This window comes from Thioclava sp. NS-SX20, assembly GCF_057380695.1.
The window spans coordinates 1,001,308-1,016,419 of the sequence record NZ_CM170816.1; the positions used below are offsets into that span (position 1 = coordinate 1,001,308).

Genomic DNA, 15,112 nt, shown 5'->3' on the forward strand with positions numbered 1-15,112 from the left:
TCAGCGCTCGGGCAGAAGCCCGCGTGGCGCAAAGCGCAGCACCAGCAGCAGGACCAGCCCCATCGCCAGATAGCGCATCTGGGCCGCAGATTCCAGAAGATGGTCCTTGAGCGCGCCCGGTGCCATGCCTGCGGTCAGAAGCTGCAGCAGATCCGGCCCCCAAGCCTCGGCCTTGATCCACAGGAACCATACCAGAATACCGCCCAGAACCGCGCCCCAGTTATTGCCCGACCCGCCAAGGATCACCATCACCATGATCAGGAAGGTAAAGCGCAGCGGGTTATAGGTTGCAGGGGTCAGTTGGCCGTCCAGCGTCACCATCATGGCCCCTGCGAAACCGCAGATGGCGGAACCGATGATGAAGATCTGCAAATGGCGCTTCGTCACGTTCTTGCCCATAGCCGCGGCTGCCACCTCGTTTTCGCGGATGGCGCGCATCATGCGGCCCCAGGGCGAATGCAGGGCCAGTTGCGCAGCAATCACGAAAACCACCAGCACCACCGAGAAAAGCACAAGATACAGGAGTTTGACGAATACGGTCGAGGCCAGCACCGGATCCATGCCGAATTGCGCGGCATGGGCGACGAACTCGCCCGAGGCCTGCAGGTCTATCTCGCGCGGGATGAAGAAGGGGCGCGGGATGCCGTTGACATTCATCACCCCCCGATCCAGCCAGTTCTCGTTTTTCAGCACGGCCACGATGATTTCCGCGATGCCAAGCGTGGCAATCGCCAGATAGTCCGAGCGCAGGCCCAAAGCGGCCTTGCCGATGGCCCATGCCGCCAGCGCGGCAAACAGCGCCCCGACCGGCCATGCCAACAGCACCGGCAATCCGAGCCCGCCCAGATAGCCTTGTGCAGAGGGGTTGATCGCCTCCACCGCGCTGACGCCGGGATCGAAGACGCCGCGGAACAGGAAGAAACCGATCACCAGCACGAGGCAGGTGGCCAGCCCGCGCAGCCCTTTACGCAGCCGCTTCCACAGTTGCACCGCAATCGCCAGCACCGCAATGGCGATGGCCAGTGCCAGCAGGATGCGCCAACCACCCGCGCTCATCGCGCCTTGGGTGGCAGGCATGGAGATCAGCACAGGCGCAACGCCACCCAAGGCGATAAAGCCCATAGTGCCCGCGTTGAACAGGCCCGCATAGCCCCATTGCAGATTGAGCCCCAGCGCCATGATCGCGCTGATGACGCCCATGTTCAAAATCACCAAAGCCGCATTCCAGCCTGATGTCGCCGCCTCGATTGCGAACAGCGCCAGCAAGGCAAGAAACAGAATGGGGGTGCGCAGTTTGCCGCCCGCTGCGGCATCCGCTTGACGAGAACTCATATCGATTTCCCCTTGAAAAGACCGGTGGGACGGAAGATCAGCACGGCAATCAGGATGGTGAAGCTGACCGCGAATTTATAATCGGTGGAGAGCAGTTGCACGAGGCCCGAGGGCTCCCAACCGGGGATCAGATAGGTCGCGATTTTCTTCCACGCATAGGTCACACCCACCTCCGAGAAGGCGATGATATAGCCGCCGACAATGGCCCCGACCGGATTGCCGATCCCGCCCAGAATGGTGGCGGCGAAAATCGGTAGAAGCAGCTGGAAGTAGTTGAAAGCCTTGAAGGATTTATCAAGCCCGTAAAGCGTGCCTGCGATGGTGGCGAGGGCGGCGGTGATGATCCATGTGATCATCACCACACGTTTGGGGTCGATCCCCGACAAAAGCGCCAGATCCTCGTTATCCGAGAAAGCGCGCATCGATTTGCCCGCCCGCGTCCGGTTCAGAAACCAGAATAGCGCGATCATCACGAGGATTGCGGTGACGAAGGTGATGGCCGAGCTGGCGCGGATGGCCAGCGGCTCCGACAGGCCGCTCCAGTTCTTGAATGCGCGCGCCGAGACCAGAAAGCGTTCGCCATCGGCAAAGCGGATTTCGTCGACGCCCGAGACCGCCTCCTTCGCGCCCAGAACAGGCACGGAGAGCACGGAGATCATGATGCGCGTCAGCGCGTTCATCACGAACATCACCCCGACCGAGACCATGACCAGCACCACCGGTGTCGCACGGATCTTGCGGTAATGGGCATAGACAAGACGGTCGGTCACCAAGGCCAGCGCGGCGGTGACGACGATGCCGATCGGGAGCGCCAGAAGCGCCGTGGGCAAGGGACCAAGGCCCAGACCGGCATCCTGCAAAAGCCATGTCACAAGAATTGTCACGCCCGTGCCGAAGGCCATCATATCGCCATGCGCGAAATTCGAGAAGCGCAGGATCGAGTAGACAAGGGTCACTCCAAGCGCGCCAAGGGCCAGTTGCGAGCCATAGGACAGCGCGGGGATGAAGACGTAATTGGCGAAGGCCACCAATGCGTTGAGGGCTTCCATTAAACCGGTTCCTCACAAGTGCCGTCGAGAGTGGTCGGCGTCAGCCCCAGTCCCGAACGGGTGAATTTTGCAGGCGTGCCAGCGGGGATATGGTCCATTGCCGGCAGGGTGATCATGACGGAAAGATCCATCACCAGAGGCGTTGTGATCTGTATGCTGGTGTCGTTGCGCGTCCATGCGGCCATGACGCCGGTGGTATGGTCGCGGTTATCGGTCCAGAGCAATCCGTCGGCGCCATCCTGGGAAAGGATGACCTCGCGGCTGTCAAAGTGACAGGTCAGAAGCGTGTCCTTGCGACCTTCTGCAGTGCAAGCTTGCGCGAAAAAAGATATCAGAACAAAGGGATATAGGATTTTTTTCATCTTATCCCCCAAGAAAGGTGCGGCGCACTTCCGGATCAGCCAGAAGCGCGGGGCCGGTATCGGTATAGGCATTTGCGCCCTGCACCAGAACATAGCCGACATCCGCGATTTCAAGGGCTTGGCGCGCGTTCTGTTCCACCATCAGGATCGAGATCCCTGTCCGTGCCACGTCGATGATGCGGTCGAAAAGCTCGTCCATCACAATCGGGCTGACCCCTGCGGTGGGTTCGTCCAGCATCAGCAGCTTGGGTTTCGTCATCAGCGCACGGCCCACGGCCACCTGCTGACGCTGCCCGCCCGACAACTCGCCCGCATTCTGCCGACGTTTCTCGCGCAGGATCGGGAAAAGCTCGTAGACCTGCTCGATAGTATCGCGGAAATCGTCGCGGCGGGTGAATGCGCCCATCTCAAGGTTTTCCTCGACGCTCATCGTCGGGAAGACATTGTTGACCTGCGGCACAAACCCCATTCCGCGGCCAACACGGTCCTGCGGCGTGAGGGAGGTGATGTCGTCGCCATCCAGTGTGACCGAGCCGCTGCGCAGCGGCAACATGCCGAACACGGCCTTCATCGCGGTGGATTTTCCGGCCCCGTTCGGGCCGACGATCACCGCAATCTGGCCTTTCTCGACCGTTAATGTACAGCCATGCAGGATATCCGCCTTGCCATAGCCGCCAGTCATCTGGGATGCTGAGAGAAAGCTCATTCTGCCTCCGTGGCCACAACGGCCTTGTTCTTCAGTCCGGTGCCCAGATAGGCTTCGATGACCGCTTCGTTTTGCATGATCGTATCGGGAGCCCCCGTGGCCAGCATCTTGCCCTCGGCCATCACGATGACCGGATCGCAGAGCCGCCCGATAAAATCCATGTCATGTTCGATGACGCAGAATGTATAGCCGCGCTCTTTGTTGAGCCGTACGATGGCATCGCCGATCGTGTTCAGCAGGGTGCGGTTGACACCGGCGCCGACCTCGTCAAGGAAGACGATCTTCGCATCGACCATCATCGTGCGTCCCAATTCCAGCAGCTTTTTCTGACCGCCCGACAGGTTGCCGGCCTTTTCATCCTTCAGATGGGAAATCGTAAGGAAATCAAGAACCTCATCGGCTTTCTTCAGAAGCTGTGCTTCTTCCTCGCGGATTTTCTTGCGCTGGAACAAGGCCGACCAGAGCGTTTCGCCGCTCTGGCCTGCGGGCACCATCATCAGGTTTTCGCGCACCGTGAGCGAAGGGAATTCATGCGCAATCTGAAAAGTGCGCAGTAAGCCCTTGTGAAACAAGGAATCCGGTGAAAGGCCGGTGATGTCCTCGCCATCCAGAAAGACCTGACCGGAGGTCGGTTTATGGACGCCTGCGATGACGTTGAACAGGGTGGATTTTCCCGCGCCATTCGGGCCGATCAAGCCGGTGATCGAGCCTTTGGCGATGTTCAATGTGACCCCGTCGACAGCATGGAAGCCGCCGAATTGTTTCTTTAGGTTTTCAACCCTTATCATTTTTTGTCCCGTCTGTTGACCGCGCCGGACCCTTGACCCCTGATCCTTGCGCTACGGAAAACAGCCCGGGGCGCATTGGTCCCGGGCTGTCCACTGCATGTCGGAGAGCTTAGCGGTATTTAACCGTTTCGATCTTGCCATCCTTGATTTCGACTTCGCGGAAAGTGCCCGCGGACTCGCCACCCTTGATCAGATTGACCGAAGAGGCGCCGTCATAATCGATCTTTTTGCCTTCAGCGATCAGGTCAAGCGCATGGCCCAGTTGACCGGGCAGGATCTTTTCGCCCGGACCGTTTGCAATATCCATGATATGGGTCTTGTAGACCTTCGGATCGGTGGATTTCGCCTCGGCCATCGCCAGCATGATCAGGGCCGCTGCATCGTAGGATTCGCCGGAATAGACCTGATTGCCGTCGAAGCCTGCCGCTTGCGCCAGCGCAAGGAATTTGTCCTTGCCTTCGCCTTCCGAAGAGGGGATCTGGCCGAAAGAGCCATCGAGCTCGTCGCCAAAGTTGTTTTCAAGCGCCGAGGCGATCATGCCATCGGGCAGAACGAAGGTGTCGAACGCACCGGTATCAAGCGCCCCGCGCAGAATGCCCGAACCGCCCTGGTCGACATAGCCCGCAACCACCAGCGCATCGCCGCCCGCCGAGGCCAGCGCGCCGACTTCGGCCGAGTAATCGCCCTTGCCATCCTCATGCGACGCCGAAATCGTGACTGTGCCCCCCTTGGCCTCGTAGGCGCTTTGGAAACTATCCGCGAGCCCCTTGCCATAGTCGTTATTGGTATAGGTCAGGGCGACCGATTTGATGCCATGTTCCAGAATGATATCGGCCATGACATCGCCCTGACGCGCATCGGAGGGCGCGGTGCGGAAGAAGAGCCCGTCATCTTCCATATCCGACAGGGCCGGAGAGGTGGCGGAAGGCGAGATCATGACCATACCATTGGCCATAGCGACGTTTTGCAGAACGGCGCTGGTGGCGCCCGAGCACATCGCACCAAAGATGCCTTTCACACCATCGCTGGTGATCAGGCGCTCTGCGGTAGAGGTTGCCGCACCTGCATCGATGCAGGTGGAATCTCCGCGAACTGGCGTCACGGTCGAGCCATCCATGAACTTGCCGCTATCGCTGACTTCTTTCATCGCCAGTTCCGCACCTTCGGCCATGCCGGGGGCCAGCGATTCAAGAGGGCCGGTAAACCCAAGCAGAACGCCGATTTTCACGTCATCGGCAAGAGCCGCCGTGCCGGTCATGGCAAGAGCGGTGGTTACCAGCAAAAGGTTGCGCATCAGTTATCTCCCCTGATCGTGTTTTGACTTGCCGGTCAGAATAAAAGGGATGCGCATCAAAGGGAAGGTGTGCCACAGCAGGTGCTGGACGAAAATACGGCGAAGGGGCTGGTGGCACAGAAAATAATCGCCCCTTGCGCGAGTTTATCGCCTAGAAGTTCCGCTCATGCGGTCGGCGGGCTGGCGCATTTCCGTCTTCTGGTCCATTTTCTGGCCCATTTTCTGGATCCTCCGCGTCGAAGGCCTCGTTCTCGTCGAAATCGTCCTGCGCGATCTCGATATCCCAAGGCGCGTCGATGGGCAGTTCCTCGACCATCGGCAGGGCTTCCTCGACCAGATCAGGAGCCGGATGCCCGCCCGAGGCACCGCGTTCGCGATAGGGGGTGGTCTGGTAATGCGCGCGGTAGCATTTGGAGAAATGCGAAGGGGAGGCAAAGCCACAAGCCAGTGCCACATTGATCACCGACATCTCTGTCTGCATCAGCAGCGCGCGCGCTTTCTGAAGCCGTAATTCCATATAATAGCGTTTCGGGCTGCGGTCGAGATAGCGGCGGAACAGCCGTTCCAACTGCCGTGTCGACATGCCGACTTCGGTGGCCAGCTTGGCGGGGGAAATCGGTTCTTCGATATTCGCCTCCATCCGCCCGATCACTTGCGAAAGCTTGGGGTGGCGCACCCCGATCCGTGTTGGAATGGAAAGACGCTGGCTGTCTTTTTCCGTGCGAATAGAAGTGTATATCAGCTGATCCGCAACCGTGTTGGCAAGAGCCTCGCCATGATCGCGTGCCACGATGCGCAACATCAGGTCAAGGGCCGCCGTGCCACCTGCCGAGCTCATCCGGTTGCCATCGATCACATAGACCGATTTCGCCAGATCCACCTCGTCGAACTCTTCGGTGAAGGCATCGTGGTTTTCCCAGTGGATCGTGGCGCGGCGTTCATCAAGAAGCCCCGCTTCGGCCAGCGCCCATGCACCCGTGCACAACCCGCCGATCACGCCCCCTTTTCGGGCCTCGCGCCGCAGCCAGCTGATCACCGGCTTGGTGGTGGCCTCGATCACATCGATCCCGCCACAGACAATGATCGTGTCCTCGCGCTGCACCTCGTCCAGCCCCATATCCACCGTGATCTCGACACGGCTGGAGCTTTGCACCTTGGTGCCCCCCTCGGCGGCCAGCGCCCATTCGTAAAGCGGCTGACCCGAGATCTGGTTGGCCAGCCGCAGCGGTTCGAGCGCGCTGGTAAAGGCCATCAATGTGAAACGGTCCAGCAGCAGGAAGACCACACGCTTGGCGCGGTTCTGCACCGGAAGGCGCTGGGAGCCATAGGAAGGGGCTGGCCTGGCCGTGAGTCTTTTGGGGGTGGTTTTGCGCATCCTACACACATCACTCTTTGATGGGCTTCGACCCAATCACCGAATATGGACGCCCGCAAGAGAAAGCACGGCCCCGATGCCCTCGGGCTAGGCAATTCACTGCCACTTCTGTCATCATGGATTAAACTTTATGCAGTCGGGGAAAATATTGTTTATTGCCGCGAAGGTCCGGTCTATAACGCGGGCCTAATTATAAGAAGCCGGAATGGAGGAACTGATGGCTCAGAGTTGGAAAAAGTCGGACTGGCGCGCGAAACCGCGGGTACAGATGCCCGACTATCCCGACGCGGCGGCGCTCAATGCCGTTGAACAGTCGCTCTCGCGAATGCCTCCTCTGGTTTTTGCGGGCGAGGCCCGTAGTTTGCGTGACGAGTTGGCGCGGGCTTGCCGCGGCGAGGCGTTCTTGCTTCAGGGGGGGGATTGCGCCGAAAGCTTTGCAGAATTCGGCGCGGATAATATCCGTGATACATTCAAGGTAATGCTGCAAATGGCCATTGTCCTGACCTGGGGGGCGAAAGTGCCCGTGGTCAAGGTTGGCCGGATGGCAGGCCAGTTCGCCAAGCCGCGTTCGTCGGCGACCGAGGTGGTGGGTGGCGTCGAGCTGCCCAGCTATCGTGGCGATATCATCAACGGGTTCGATTTCACCGAAGCCGCGCGCGTGCCGGACCCGAACCGGATGCTGCAGGCCTATACGCAGGCTGCGGCCTCGCTAAACCTTCTGCGCGCGTTCTCGACCGGCGGTTACGCCGATATCCATCGCGTGCACGGTTGGATCACCAGCTTCACCGACGAGGAAAAAGCCGCGAAATACCGTGTGTTGGCAGATCGCATCACCGAAGCAATGGATTTCATGGCCGCCGCTGGCGTGACATCGGAAACCGCGCCCGAGCTGAAAACGGTCGATTTCTTCACCTCGCATGAAGCGCTGCTTCTGGAATATGAAGAAGCGCTGTGCCGGACCGATACCACGACGGGTCTGCCGGTTGCGGGATCGGGTCATATGATCTGGATCGGCGATCGTACCCGTCAGCCCGATGGCGCGCATGTCGAGTTCTGTCGCGGGGTGCAAAACCCGATCGGCCTCAAATGCGGCCCGTCGACCACGGCGGAAGACCTCAAGGTTCTGATGTCCAAGCTGAACCCGAAAAACGAGGCCGGTCGTCTGACCCTGATCGCGCGCTTCGGCGCGGGCAAGGTGGGCGAGCATCTGCCGCGTCTGATCAAGGCCGTGCAGGAAGAGGGGGCCAATGTTGTGTGGTCCTGTGATCCGATGCATGGCAACACCATCAAATCGGCCAGCGGTTACAAAACCCGTCCGTTTGAAGCGGTGCTGCAAGAGGTGCGGGAATTCTTCGCCGTGCATAATGCCGAAGGCACGATCCCCGGGGGGGTGCATTTCGAGATGACCGGTAAGGATGTGACCGAATGCACCGGTGGTCTGCGCGCCGTGTCCGACGAAGATCTGTCGTCACGCTACCATACCGCCTGCGACCCGCGTCTGAACGCCAATCAGGCGCTGGAACTGGCCTTCCTTGTGGCAGAAGAGTTGCAAAACCGCCGCTCGCAGCAACGCGCTGTCAGTAATCTGTAAGCGGGAAACCTTTGAAAAGGGGGGGCTACGGCCCCCTTTTTTATATCCAAAGGGCTTTGAGGCTGTGATATCCCCCAAATGGTCGAAGCCCCGCCGCGTTTTGCGTTGGGGCTTCACTTCTTTCTGAAGGCTCTGAGTGACCATGCGCCGATGCGGAAAACCGCAAGGAGGCGCCGTCCTTATGGTTTAGTCGTTGTTGCTGACCACGCGGAACATGGCGCGACGTTCCTCGGGGGTGGTCATCTGCGGGGCCGCAGGCATTTCGGGCGCGGCGGGGCGCGGTTTGCGCGGCGCATGGCCGAAGACCGGTGCGTCCTCGGCAAAACCGGCCAGCTCGGGGCGGACGGGCTGGGGCAGCTCGGCAGGGGTCGGCTTGCCTTGCTGGACCTGCGTGATGCGCGCATCGGTCACGGTAAAGCGGCGCGGCGTGCGCCCGATCGACTCGCCCTCGGCCACAAGGCAACCAAGCGCGCGGTTGATATCGCCCAGATCGGATTTCAGCGGCAAAATCAGAAGCTTGGCTTTCAGGGCGGGGCGCCCGATCCCGTCATCGGCAATCAGATCCAGCTCGGCAATCGCGGGGCCGGTAAAGCAGGCTTCGGTGGCTTCGGCCACTTTTTTACGGCCAGCGGGTTCGAACATGGCGGTCATCGGCATGCCGCGCACTTCCATTCCCATCAGGTCATTGAGATGCATACCGGCCAGACGGAAACGGCCCATACCCGGTGCGACACGTTCGATGATGAACGCATATTCCAGAGCACGTTCGATACCACGGGGGTCGATATCCGAGCGCGCCGGAACCGTGCGGCCCATGCGAAGCGCTTCCCAATAGGCGCGGAGTTCAGAGGTCACCTGACGGGCTTTGCCAGCGTTAAGGTCCATGCGCACAATCTTCGTATCGTTTTCCATCGTTATCGTTCCTACCATCCGCGGCGGCGTATCGTGCCTGCCAGTCTGATTGCGTTGTGGTCCCCTCGCTTTTGCGGCATGGGCCATTTTGCAGGCCGTGGGATCGAATTGCTTACTGAACTCTTAATACGCCATTTTCTCGTCGAATGGAGAACTAACTTGTTAAATGGTTAAGGCCGGAGCCCTGTGCGCCCTGCCTGCCCTTGAGAAATTTATAGCAGGTTTTCTGCGGCAGGAGGGGCAGAATTTCGGGCCCGTTTTGCGAAAGTTTGCCCCTAGGTCAGGACATGTCGGCGGGCCTGTTAGCGGCGAACATATGGTTGAATCCCTATGTGTCATGCCTTGGATCAACGGGCGGAATATTCTTAAGTATGGCACGCAAGTTTTTGGAATTTATAGGTTATATATTTCATACATAGGGCCTGCATATTATCAGATTTTGCATCTTTAAGATGATTTGAGAAAAATATATGACCAATTTGAAGCTTTGACGCATCCCGGCTTGAGACCTGTCCAAATGGCCAGGTGATTAAAGTAAATAAATCAATGTCTTATGGTTAATATTTCTGAAGAAACCGAGGTTTATTTCTGGGCCTTGGAAAGGATTTGTTAAGACTTGTCGATTTGGACCTGAGTCGCGTCAGATTTTTTCAGCGTCAATCGTAAGAAAGCCCGCCGATATTTTAATGGATTGCCCCGTCGAATCGTAACGAAGAGGGGTTTGTGGCGGGACTGCGGCATGGAAACGGTCCGGTTTTCTGCGGGTGGGGCCACCAAAAAACCGCCTTGTGGCAGATCTTTGCGCCAGATCGGGAGGTGACCGGCCTCGGGCGGGCTCTGTGGCTCGACTTTTTATTGCTAAAGATGCTAGGCGGGGCGGACATGTCTGTTTCTCGTGCGAAAGCCGGATCGTCCGGCTGGTTCGCGGCGGCAGATTCCCCATACACGACCCTAATGTGGAGTGCTGACTGAATGGCCGATCGGCGTGGTATCCTGATTATTCTTTCCTCGCCCTCGGGGGCGGGAAAATCCACTTTGGCGCGCCGGTTGATGAGCTGGGACCCGACCCTGAGCTTCAGCGTGTCCGCAACCACCCGCGAACCGCGACCGGGCGAGCGGGAGGGGGTCGAGTATTTCTTCAAAACCCATGAAGAGTTCGATCATATGGTGGCGCAGGACGAGATGCTCGAACATGCGCGCGTCTTCGGCAATTCCTATGGCACACCGAAAGCGCCGGTCGAGGCCGCGATGGCGGCAGGCCGCGACACGCTGTTCGACATTGATTGGCAGGGCGGGCAGCAGATCCGCAATTCGGCGCTTGGCAAGGATGTGGTGTCGATCTTCATTCTTCCTCCCTCGATTGCCGAACTGGAAAGCCGGTTGCGTACACGTGCGCAAGATAGTGACGAGGTGATTGCGGGGCGGATGGAGAAATCCATGTCCGAGATCAGCCATTGGGCGGAATATGACTATGTGCTGGTCAATCGCGATCTGGATGTTGCGGAGGCCGAGCTGAAAACCATTTTGATGGCCGAACGGGCAAGGCGGGATCGTCAGCCCGGGCTGAATGCGTTCATTCGTTCTTTGGATGAGGAGTTCGAAAACCGATGATCTATGAACTTGACGGGATCAAGCCGCGTCTTGCGGAGAATGTCTGGATTGCCGCAGATGCCAATCTGATCGGGCGCGTGGTGCTGGAAGAGGGGGCCTCGGTCTGGTTCGGCGCAACCCTGCGCGGCGATAACGAGGAAATCTTTATCGGCGCGGGGTCCAATGTGCAGGAAAGCGTGATTATGCATACCGATATGGGGTTCCCGCTTGTGGTCGGGCCGGACTGCACCATCGGTCATCGCGCATTGCTGCATGGGTGCGAAATCTGCGCGGGCACGCTTGTCGGGATGGGCGCAATGATCATGAATGGCGCCAAAGTGGGGAAGGGCTGCCTGATTGGTGCGGGTGCGCTGGTGACCGAAGGCAAGGTCATCCCCGATAATTCGCTGGTTCTGGGGGCTCCGGGCAAGGTCGTGCGTGAATTGCAAGAGGCGGATCGTGCGATGCTGCGCAAGGGGGCTGATCGCTACCGCGCCAATGCGGAGCGGTATCGCAAGGGCCTCAAAGCGCTCTGACCTCCCGAGCCTTGCGTTTACCTTCTGCGTGAAAAGTTTGGAGAGGGCGCGAGATTCGGGATTTCGAATATATCGAAATCACCATTTGGCCAGATCTGGCGCACTTCGCGCCGGATCAGGTCTGCATTGGGCAGGGGCAGGGAATAGGCCCGCAACGGTCCGTTATAGCCATAGCGGATCATCACCCGCGCGAGATCCAGAATATCGAACGCTTCGGAAAGCAGCGGCGAGAGCACAAGATCTGGTGCTGTTCTTTCAATCAGAGCGGCATCTATAGTTGTCAGCCGTGCAATAGTGATGGCCGCGCCCGTTACGCCGCGCAGCGCATGCGGCAGTTCCATTGTCGGTTCTATGACCAAGATCCGTCGGTCGGCAAGCTCTGCTGATTTGCGTTCGACCTCTGATGGAGGGTTATTGGGTCCAAGACGAGAGATCATTTAGCGTCAATCCTTTTCGTTATGATCAGGTTAACTCGCCAACGGGTGGAATGTCACACCCCAAAAACAGCTAGTGGTTAGCAAATGGTAAATGCGAAAATTTCCTGTCATCAACTGTTTACCGTGATCTGATTTAGGTCAATTCTGCAAAAAGGAAAAAGGAGTCCGTTTTGAATAAATCTTCGACGATTGCGGCCTTGGGGGCGGTTCCCTTTCCGATCCTGCTGGTAGGAAAGGACGAGAAAATCGTCTACGCCAACCCCTCGGCGCTTGGATTGTTCGGAGAGGGGCTTACCGGACGCACCTTTGTGACCGTGATCCGTAAACCCGCCATCAATTTCGCCCTCGACGAGGCGCTCAGGCAGGAGCGGGAAGAGCGTGTGCGCGACCGCCTCTCGCTTGGCGCGCGCGAGATGTCGGTGCGGGTGACGGTCTCGCCCATGCCGGCCGAGCCGGGGGGCACCTTGCCGCATGGGGGCGCATTGGTGGTGATCGAGGATATTACCGCTCTGGAAGAGGCGGAAGCGCAGCGCCGCGATTTTGTGGCCAATGTCAGCCATGAATTGCGCACCCCTCTGACCGCGCTTTCGGGATTTATCGAGACTTTACTGCATGCAGCGAAAGATGATCCGGTCGCGCGGACGCGGTTTTTGTCGATCATGGAGCGGGAAGCGGCGCGGATGAACCGGCTGGTGGGGGATCTTCTGTCGCTCAGCCGCGTCGAATCGGAAGAGCGCAGGCGTCCGACGGAAAAGGTGGATATCTCTGCCGTTCTGAACGGTGCGATACAGGCTTTGGCTCCGGTGGCCGAGGCGCGCAATGTGACCTTGCTGCGCGATGGTGAACCCGGACCCAAACGGGTCTCGGGCGATCCGGACCAGTTGACACAGGTTTTCTCGAATCTCATCGAGAATGCGATCAAATATGGGGCGCGCGATGCGCAGGTGCGCGTGACGCTCGGCTCTGTCGAACATGAGCCTACCCTGCGCGGCCCCGCGCTGCGGGTGGTGGTGGCCGATCAGGGCGACGGCATCGAGGCGATCCACCTGCCGCGCCTGACCGAACGTTTCTATCGCGTCGATACCCATCGTTCGCGCGAACAGGGGGGGACGGGGCTGGGCTTGGCGATTGTCAAACATATCGTTTCGCGCCATCGGGGGCGGCTGAAGGTTGAAAGCGAAAAGGGCAAAGGCTCGCGGTTTATCGTCTATCTGCCGCTGGCATGACGCGTCCGGCTGATGCTTTTTTCACCTTCAGCTTAAGGTTGTGGCATTTGTGACGTGCCGTTCTCAGGACGCGCGTCTCTGGCTGGAATATGTATCCGCTCGCGTTAACTATGCGATGAGAAAGGGGCGCGGAGAGGGGCGCAGCGGTCGCGCGTAACGGAACCGGATGCGCAGTTCCACGCTCATAACCCGCCAAGCACTTGCAAGAAGTCGCAATATGATCAAATCATTAGCCGACCGACTGTCCATGAGGAGAGATCATGACAACGATTCAGACCACCCCGTTCGAGGGCCAGAAGCCCGGCACTTCGGGGTTGCGCAAGAAAACCAAGGTTTTCATGCAAAAGCACTTTTTGGAAAATTTTATTCAATCCACCTTTGACGCGATCGGCGGTGTGGATGGTAAAATTCTGGTTCTGGGCGGTGACGGACGGTATTTCGGCAAAGAAGCGGCGCAGATCATTCTGAAAATGGCGGCGGCCAATGGGGCGGCCAAAGTGTTTGTGGGGCAGGGTGCGTGGCTTTCGACGCCTGCGGCCTCTCATCTGATCCGCACGCTTGAAACCGATGGCGGGATCATCCTGTCGGCCAGCCACAATCCGGGCGGCCCCGAAGAGGATTTCGGCGTTAAATATAACGCGGCCAATGGGGGGCCAGCGCCGGAAAAGATCACCGATGCGATCTTCGAGCGCACGAAAAACATCACCTCCTATCTCAAACTGGACGTGCCGGACGTGGATCTGGGCCATATCGGCACGCAGACGCTGGGGGAAATGGTTGTCGAGGTGCTCGATCCTGTGGCGGCCTATGCCGATATGATGGAAGGCATTTTCGACTTTGCCGCGTTGAAGTCGCTGTTTGCCAAGGGCTTCCGGATGCGCATGGATTCGATGTGCGCGATCACCGGTCCCTATGCGGTCGAGATCTTCGAGAACCGTCTGGGGGCGCCGAAAGGTACTGTGGTCCATGAGGTGCCGCTGGAGGATTTCGGTGGCATGCATCCCGATCCGAATCCGACCTGGGCGCATGAGCTGATGGCCGAGATGATGGGCGAGAATGCCCCCGATTTCGGCGCGGCTTCCGATGGCGATGGCGACCGCAACATGATTCTGGGCGCGGGCACCTATGTCTCGCCCTCCGATAGTCTGGCGGTGATCGCGGCCAATGCGAAACTGGTGCCGGCCTATGCCGAGGGGCTGAAGGGTGTGGCACGCTCGATGCCGACGTCGGCGGCGGTGGACCGTGTGGCCGAGGCACTGGGACTGGCCTGTTTCGAGACCCCGACCGGTTGGAAGTTTTTCGGCAACCTGATGGATGCGGGGCGCGTGTCGCTCTGCGGTGAGGAAAGCTTCGGGACAGGCTCCGACCATGTGCGCGAGAAGGACGGCCTCTGGGCGGTGCTGATGTGGCTCAACATCATCGCGGCGCGTGGCCAGTCGGTCGGCGAGATCGTTGCGGATCACTTCAAGCGCTTTGGCCGCAACTATTATTCGCGCCATGATTACGAGGCGCTGCCGAAAGAGCTGGCGGAAGGCATGCTGGATGATTTGCGCGCCAAGCTTTCCGACCTTCCCGGCAAGGAATATCAGGGGCTTGTCGTCGGCAATGCCGATGAATTCGCCTATACCGATCCGGTCGACCAATCCGTTTCGCAGCATCAGGGCTTCCGTATCCTGTTTGCGGGCGGGTCGCGTGTTGTGCTGCGCCTGTCGGGCACGGGCACCGAGGGCGCAACCCTGCGGGTCTATCTGGAGCGCTATGTTGCAGGTCCCGAAGGTCTGGCTCAGGACCCGCAAGAGGCCTTGGCCCCGATCATCAAGGCGACCGAAGAGATTGTCGGCATTGCCGCGACCACCGGCAAGCAGCAGCCGGATGTGATTACCTGATCTTGGTCAGGTTTTACGGCAGAAGGGG

Annotated in this window: 13 protein-coding genes and 1 pseudogene; 5 read left to right on the forward strand and 9 right to left on the reverse strand. The window is 59.1% G+C overall.

The window, feature by feature from the left end:
- The 7 genes and pseudogenes from AC2ISB_RS05060 to AC2ISB_RS05090 all read right to left on the reverse strand — a co-directional run.
- Positions 1–1,332, reverse strand: coding sequence for a branched-chain amino acid ABC transporter permease (locus AC2ISB_RS05060; protein WP_339107226.1), 1,332 nt, complete (start codon positions 1,330–1,332; stop codon positions 1–3).
- Positions 1,329–2,381, reverse strand: coding sequence for a branched-chain amino acid ABC transporter permease (locus AC2ISB_RS05065; protein ID WP_339107227.1), 1,053 nt, complete (start codon positions 2,379–2,381; stop codon positions 1,329–1,331). The genes AC2ISB_RS05060 and AC2ISB_RS05065 overlap by 4 nt, the downstream gene beginning before the upstream one ends.
- The gene (locus tag AC2ISB_RS05070) at positions 2,381–2,743 is read right to left on the reverse strand and encodes a hypothetical protein (protein ID WP_486576403.1); all 363 of its coding nucleotides are present in this window, start codon (positions 2,741–2,743) and stop codon (positions 2,381–2,383) included. Before AC2ISB_RS05070 ends, AC2ISB_RS05065 begins: the two co-directional genes overlap by 1 nt.
- Before the next feature lies 1 nt (position 2,744).
- Entirely contained in the window at positions 2,745–3,449 is a 705-nt protein-coding gene (locus AC2ISB_RS05075; protein ID WP_339107229.1) for an ABC transporter ATP-binding protein, read from the reverse strand.
- Complete coding sequence (locus AC2ISB_RS05080) at positions 3,446–4,237, reverse strand: ABC transporter ATP-binding protein (RefSeq protein ID WP_406720683.1); 792 nt, start codon at positions 4,235–4,237, stop codon at positions 3,446–3,448. Before AC2ISB_RS05080 ends, AC2ISB_RS05075 begins: the two co-directional genes overlap by 4 nt.
- Positions 4,238–4,346: 109 nt before the next feature.
- A complete protein-coding gene (locus AC2ISB_RS05085; RefSeq protein ID WP_339107231.1) occupies positions 4,347–5,531 on the reverse strand; it encodes an ABC transporter substrate-binding protein in 1,185 nt (394 codons plus the stop codon).
- 340 nt (positions 5,532–5,871) lie between these two features.
- Positions 5,872–6,906: pseudogene (locus AC2ISB_RS05090) on the reverse strand (GlxA family transcriptional regulator); the annotation flags it as partial.
- A gap of 217 nt (positions 6,907–7,123) precedes the next feature.
- Here AC2ISB_RS05090 and AC2ISB_RS05095 point away from each other — a divergent pair.
- The gene (locus AC2ISB_RS05095; RefSeq protein ID WP_339107232.1) at positions 7,124–8,497 is read left to right on the forward strand and encodes a class II 3-deoxy-7-phosphoheptulonate synthase; all 1,374 of its coding nucleotides are present in this window, start codon (positions 7,124–7,126) and stop codon (positions 8,495–8,497) included.
- A gap of 186 nt (positions 8,498–8,683) precedes the next feature.
- On the opposite strand, the gene AC2ISB_RS05100 is transcribed toward AC2ISB_RS05095, so the two are convergent.
- A complete protein-coding gene (locus AC2ISB_RS05100) occupies positions 8,684–9,409 on the reverse strand; it encodes a PAS domain-containing protein (RefSeq protein ID WP_406720684.1) in 726 nt (241 codons plus the stop codon).
- 972 nt (positions 9,410–10,381) lie between these two features.
- On the opposite strand from AC2ISB_RS05100, the gene gmk reads away from it, so the two are divergent.
- The gene (gmk, locus tag AC2ISB_RS05105; RefSeq protein ID WP_339107234.1) at positions 10,382–11,020 is read left to right on the forward strand and encodes a guanylate kinase; all 639 of its coding nucleotides are present in this window, start codon (positions 10,382–10,384) and stop codon (positions 11,018–11,020) included.
- Positions 11,017–11,535: a gamma carbonic anhydrase family protein gene (locus AC2ISB_RS05110; RefSeq protein ID WP_406720685.1), complete on the forward strand. Its 519-nt coding sequence runs from the start codon at positions 11,017–11,019 to the stop codon at positions 11,533–11,535. Before gmk ends, AC2ISB_RS05110 begins: the two co-directional genes overlap by 4 nt.
- A gap of 17 nt (positions 11,536–11,552) precedes the next feature.
- Here the strand turns inward: AC2ISB_RS05110 and AC2ISB_RS05115 are convergent, their stop codons facing one another.
- Positions 11,553–11,972, reverse strand: coding sequence for a hypothetical protein (locus AC2ISB_RS05115; RefSeq protein ID WP_339107236.1), 420 nt, complete (start codon positions 11,970–11,972; stop codon positions 11,553–11,555).
- 170 nt (positions 11,973–12,142) lie between these two features.
- Between AC2ISB_RS05115 and AC2ISB_RS05120 the strand changes: the two genes are divergently transcribed.
- Both AC2ISB_RS05120 and AC2ISB_RS05125 read left to right on the forward strand, forming a co-directional pair.
- Complete coding sequence (locus AC2ISB_RS05120; protein ID WP_406736690.1) at positions 12,143–13,198, forward strand: sensor histidine kinase; 1,056 nt, start codon at positions 12,143–12,145, stop codon at positions 13,196–13,198.
- A gap of 260 nt (positions 13,199–13,458) precedes the next feature.
- Positions 13,459–15,084 (forward strand): alpha-D-glucose phosphate-specific phosphoglucomutase, encoded by a 1,626-nt coding sequence (locus AC2ISB_RS05125; protein WP_486576408.1) that lies wholly within the window; start codon positions 13,459–13,461, stop codon positions 15,082–15,084.
- The last annotated feature ends 28 nt before the right edge of the window (positions 15,085–15,112 follow it).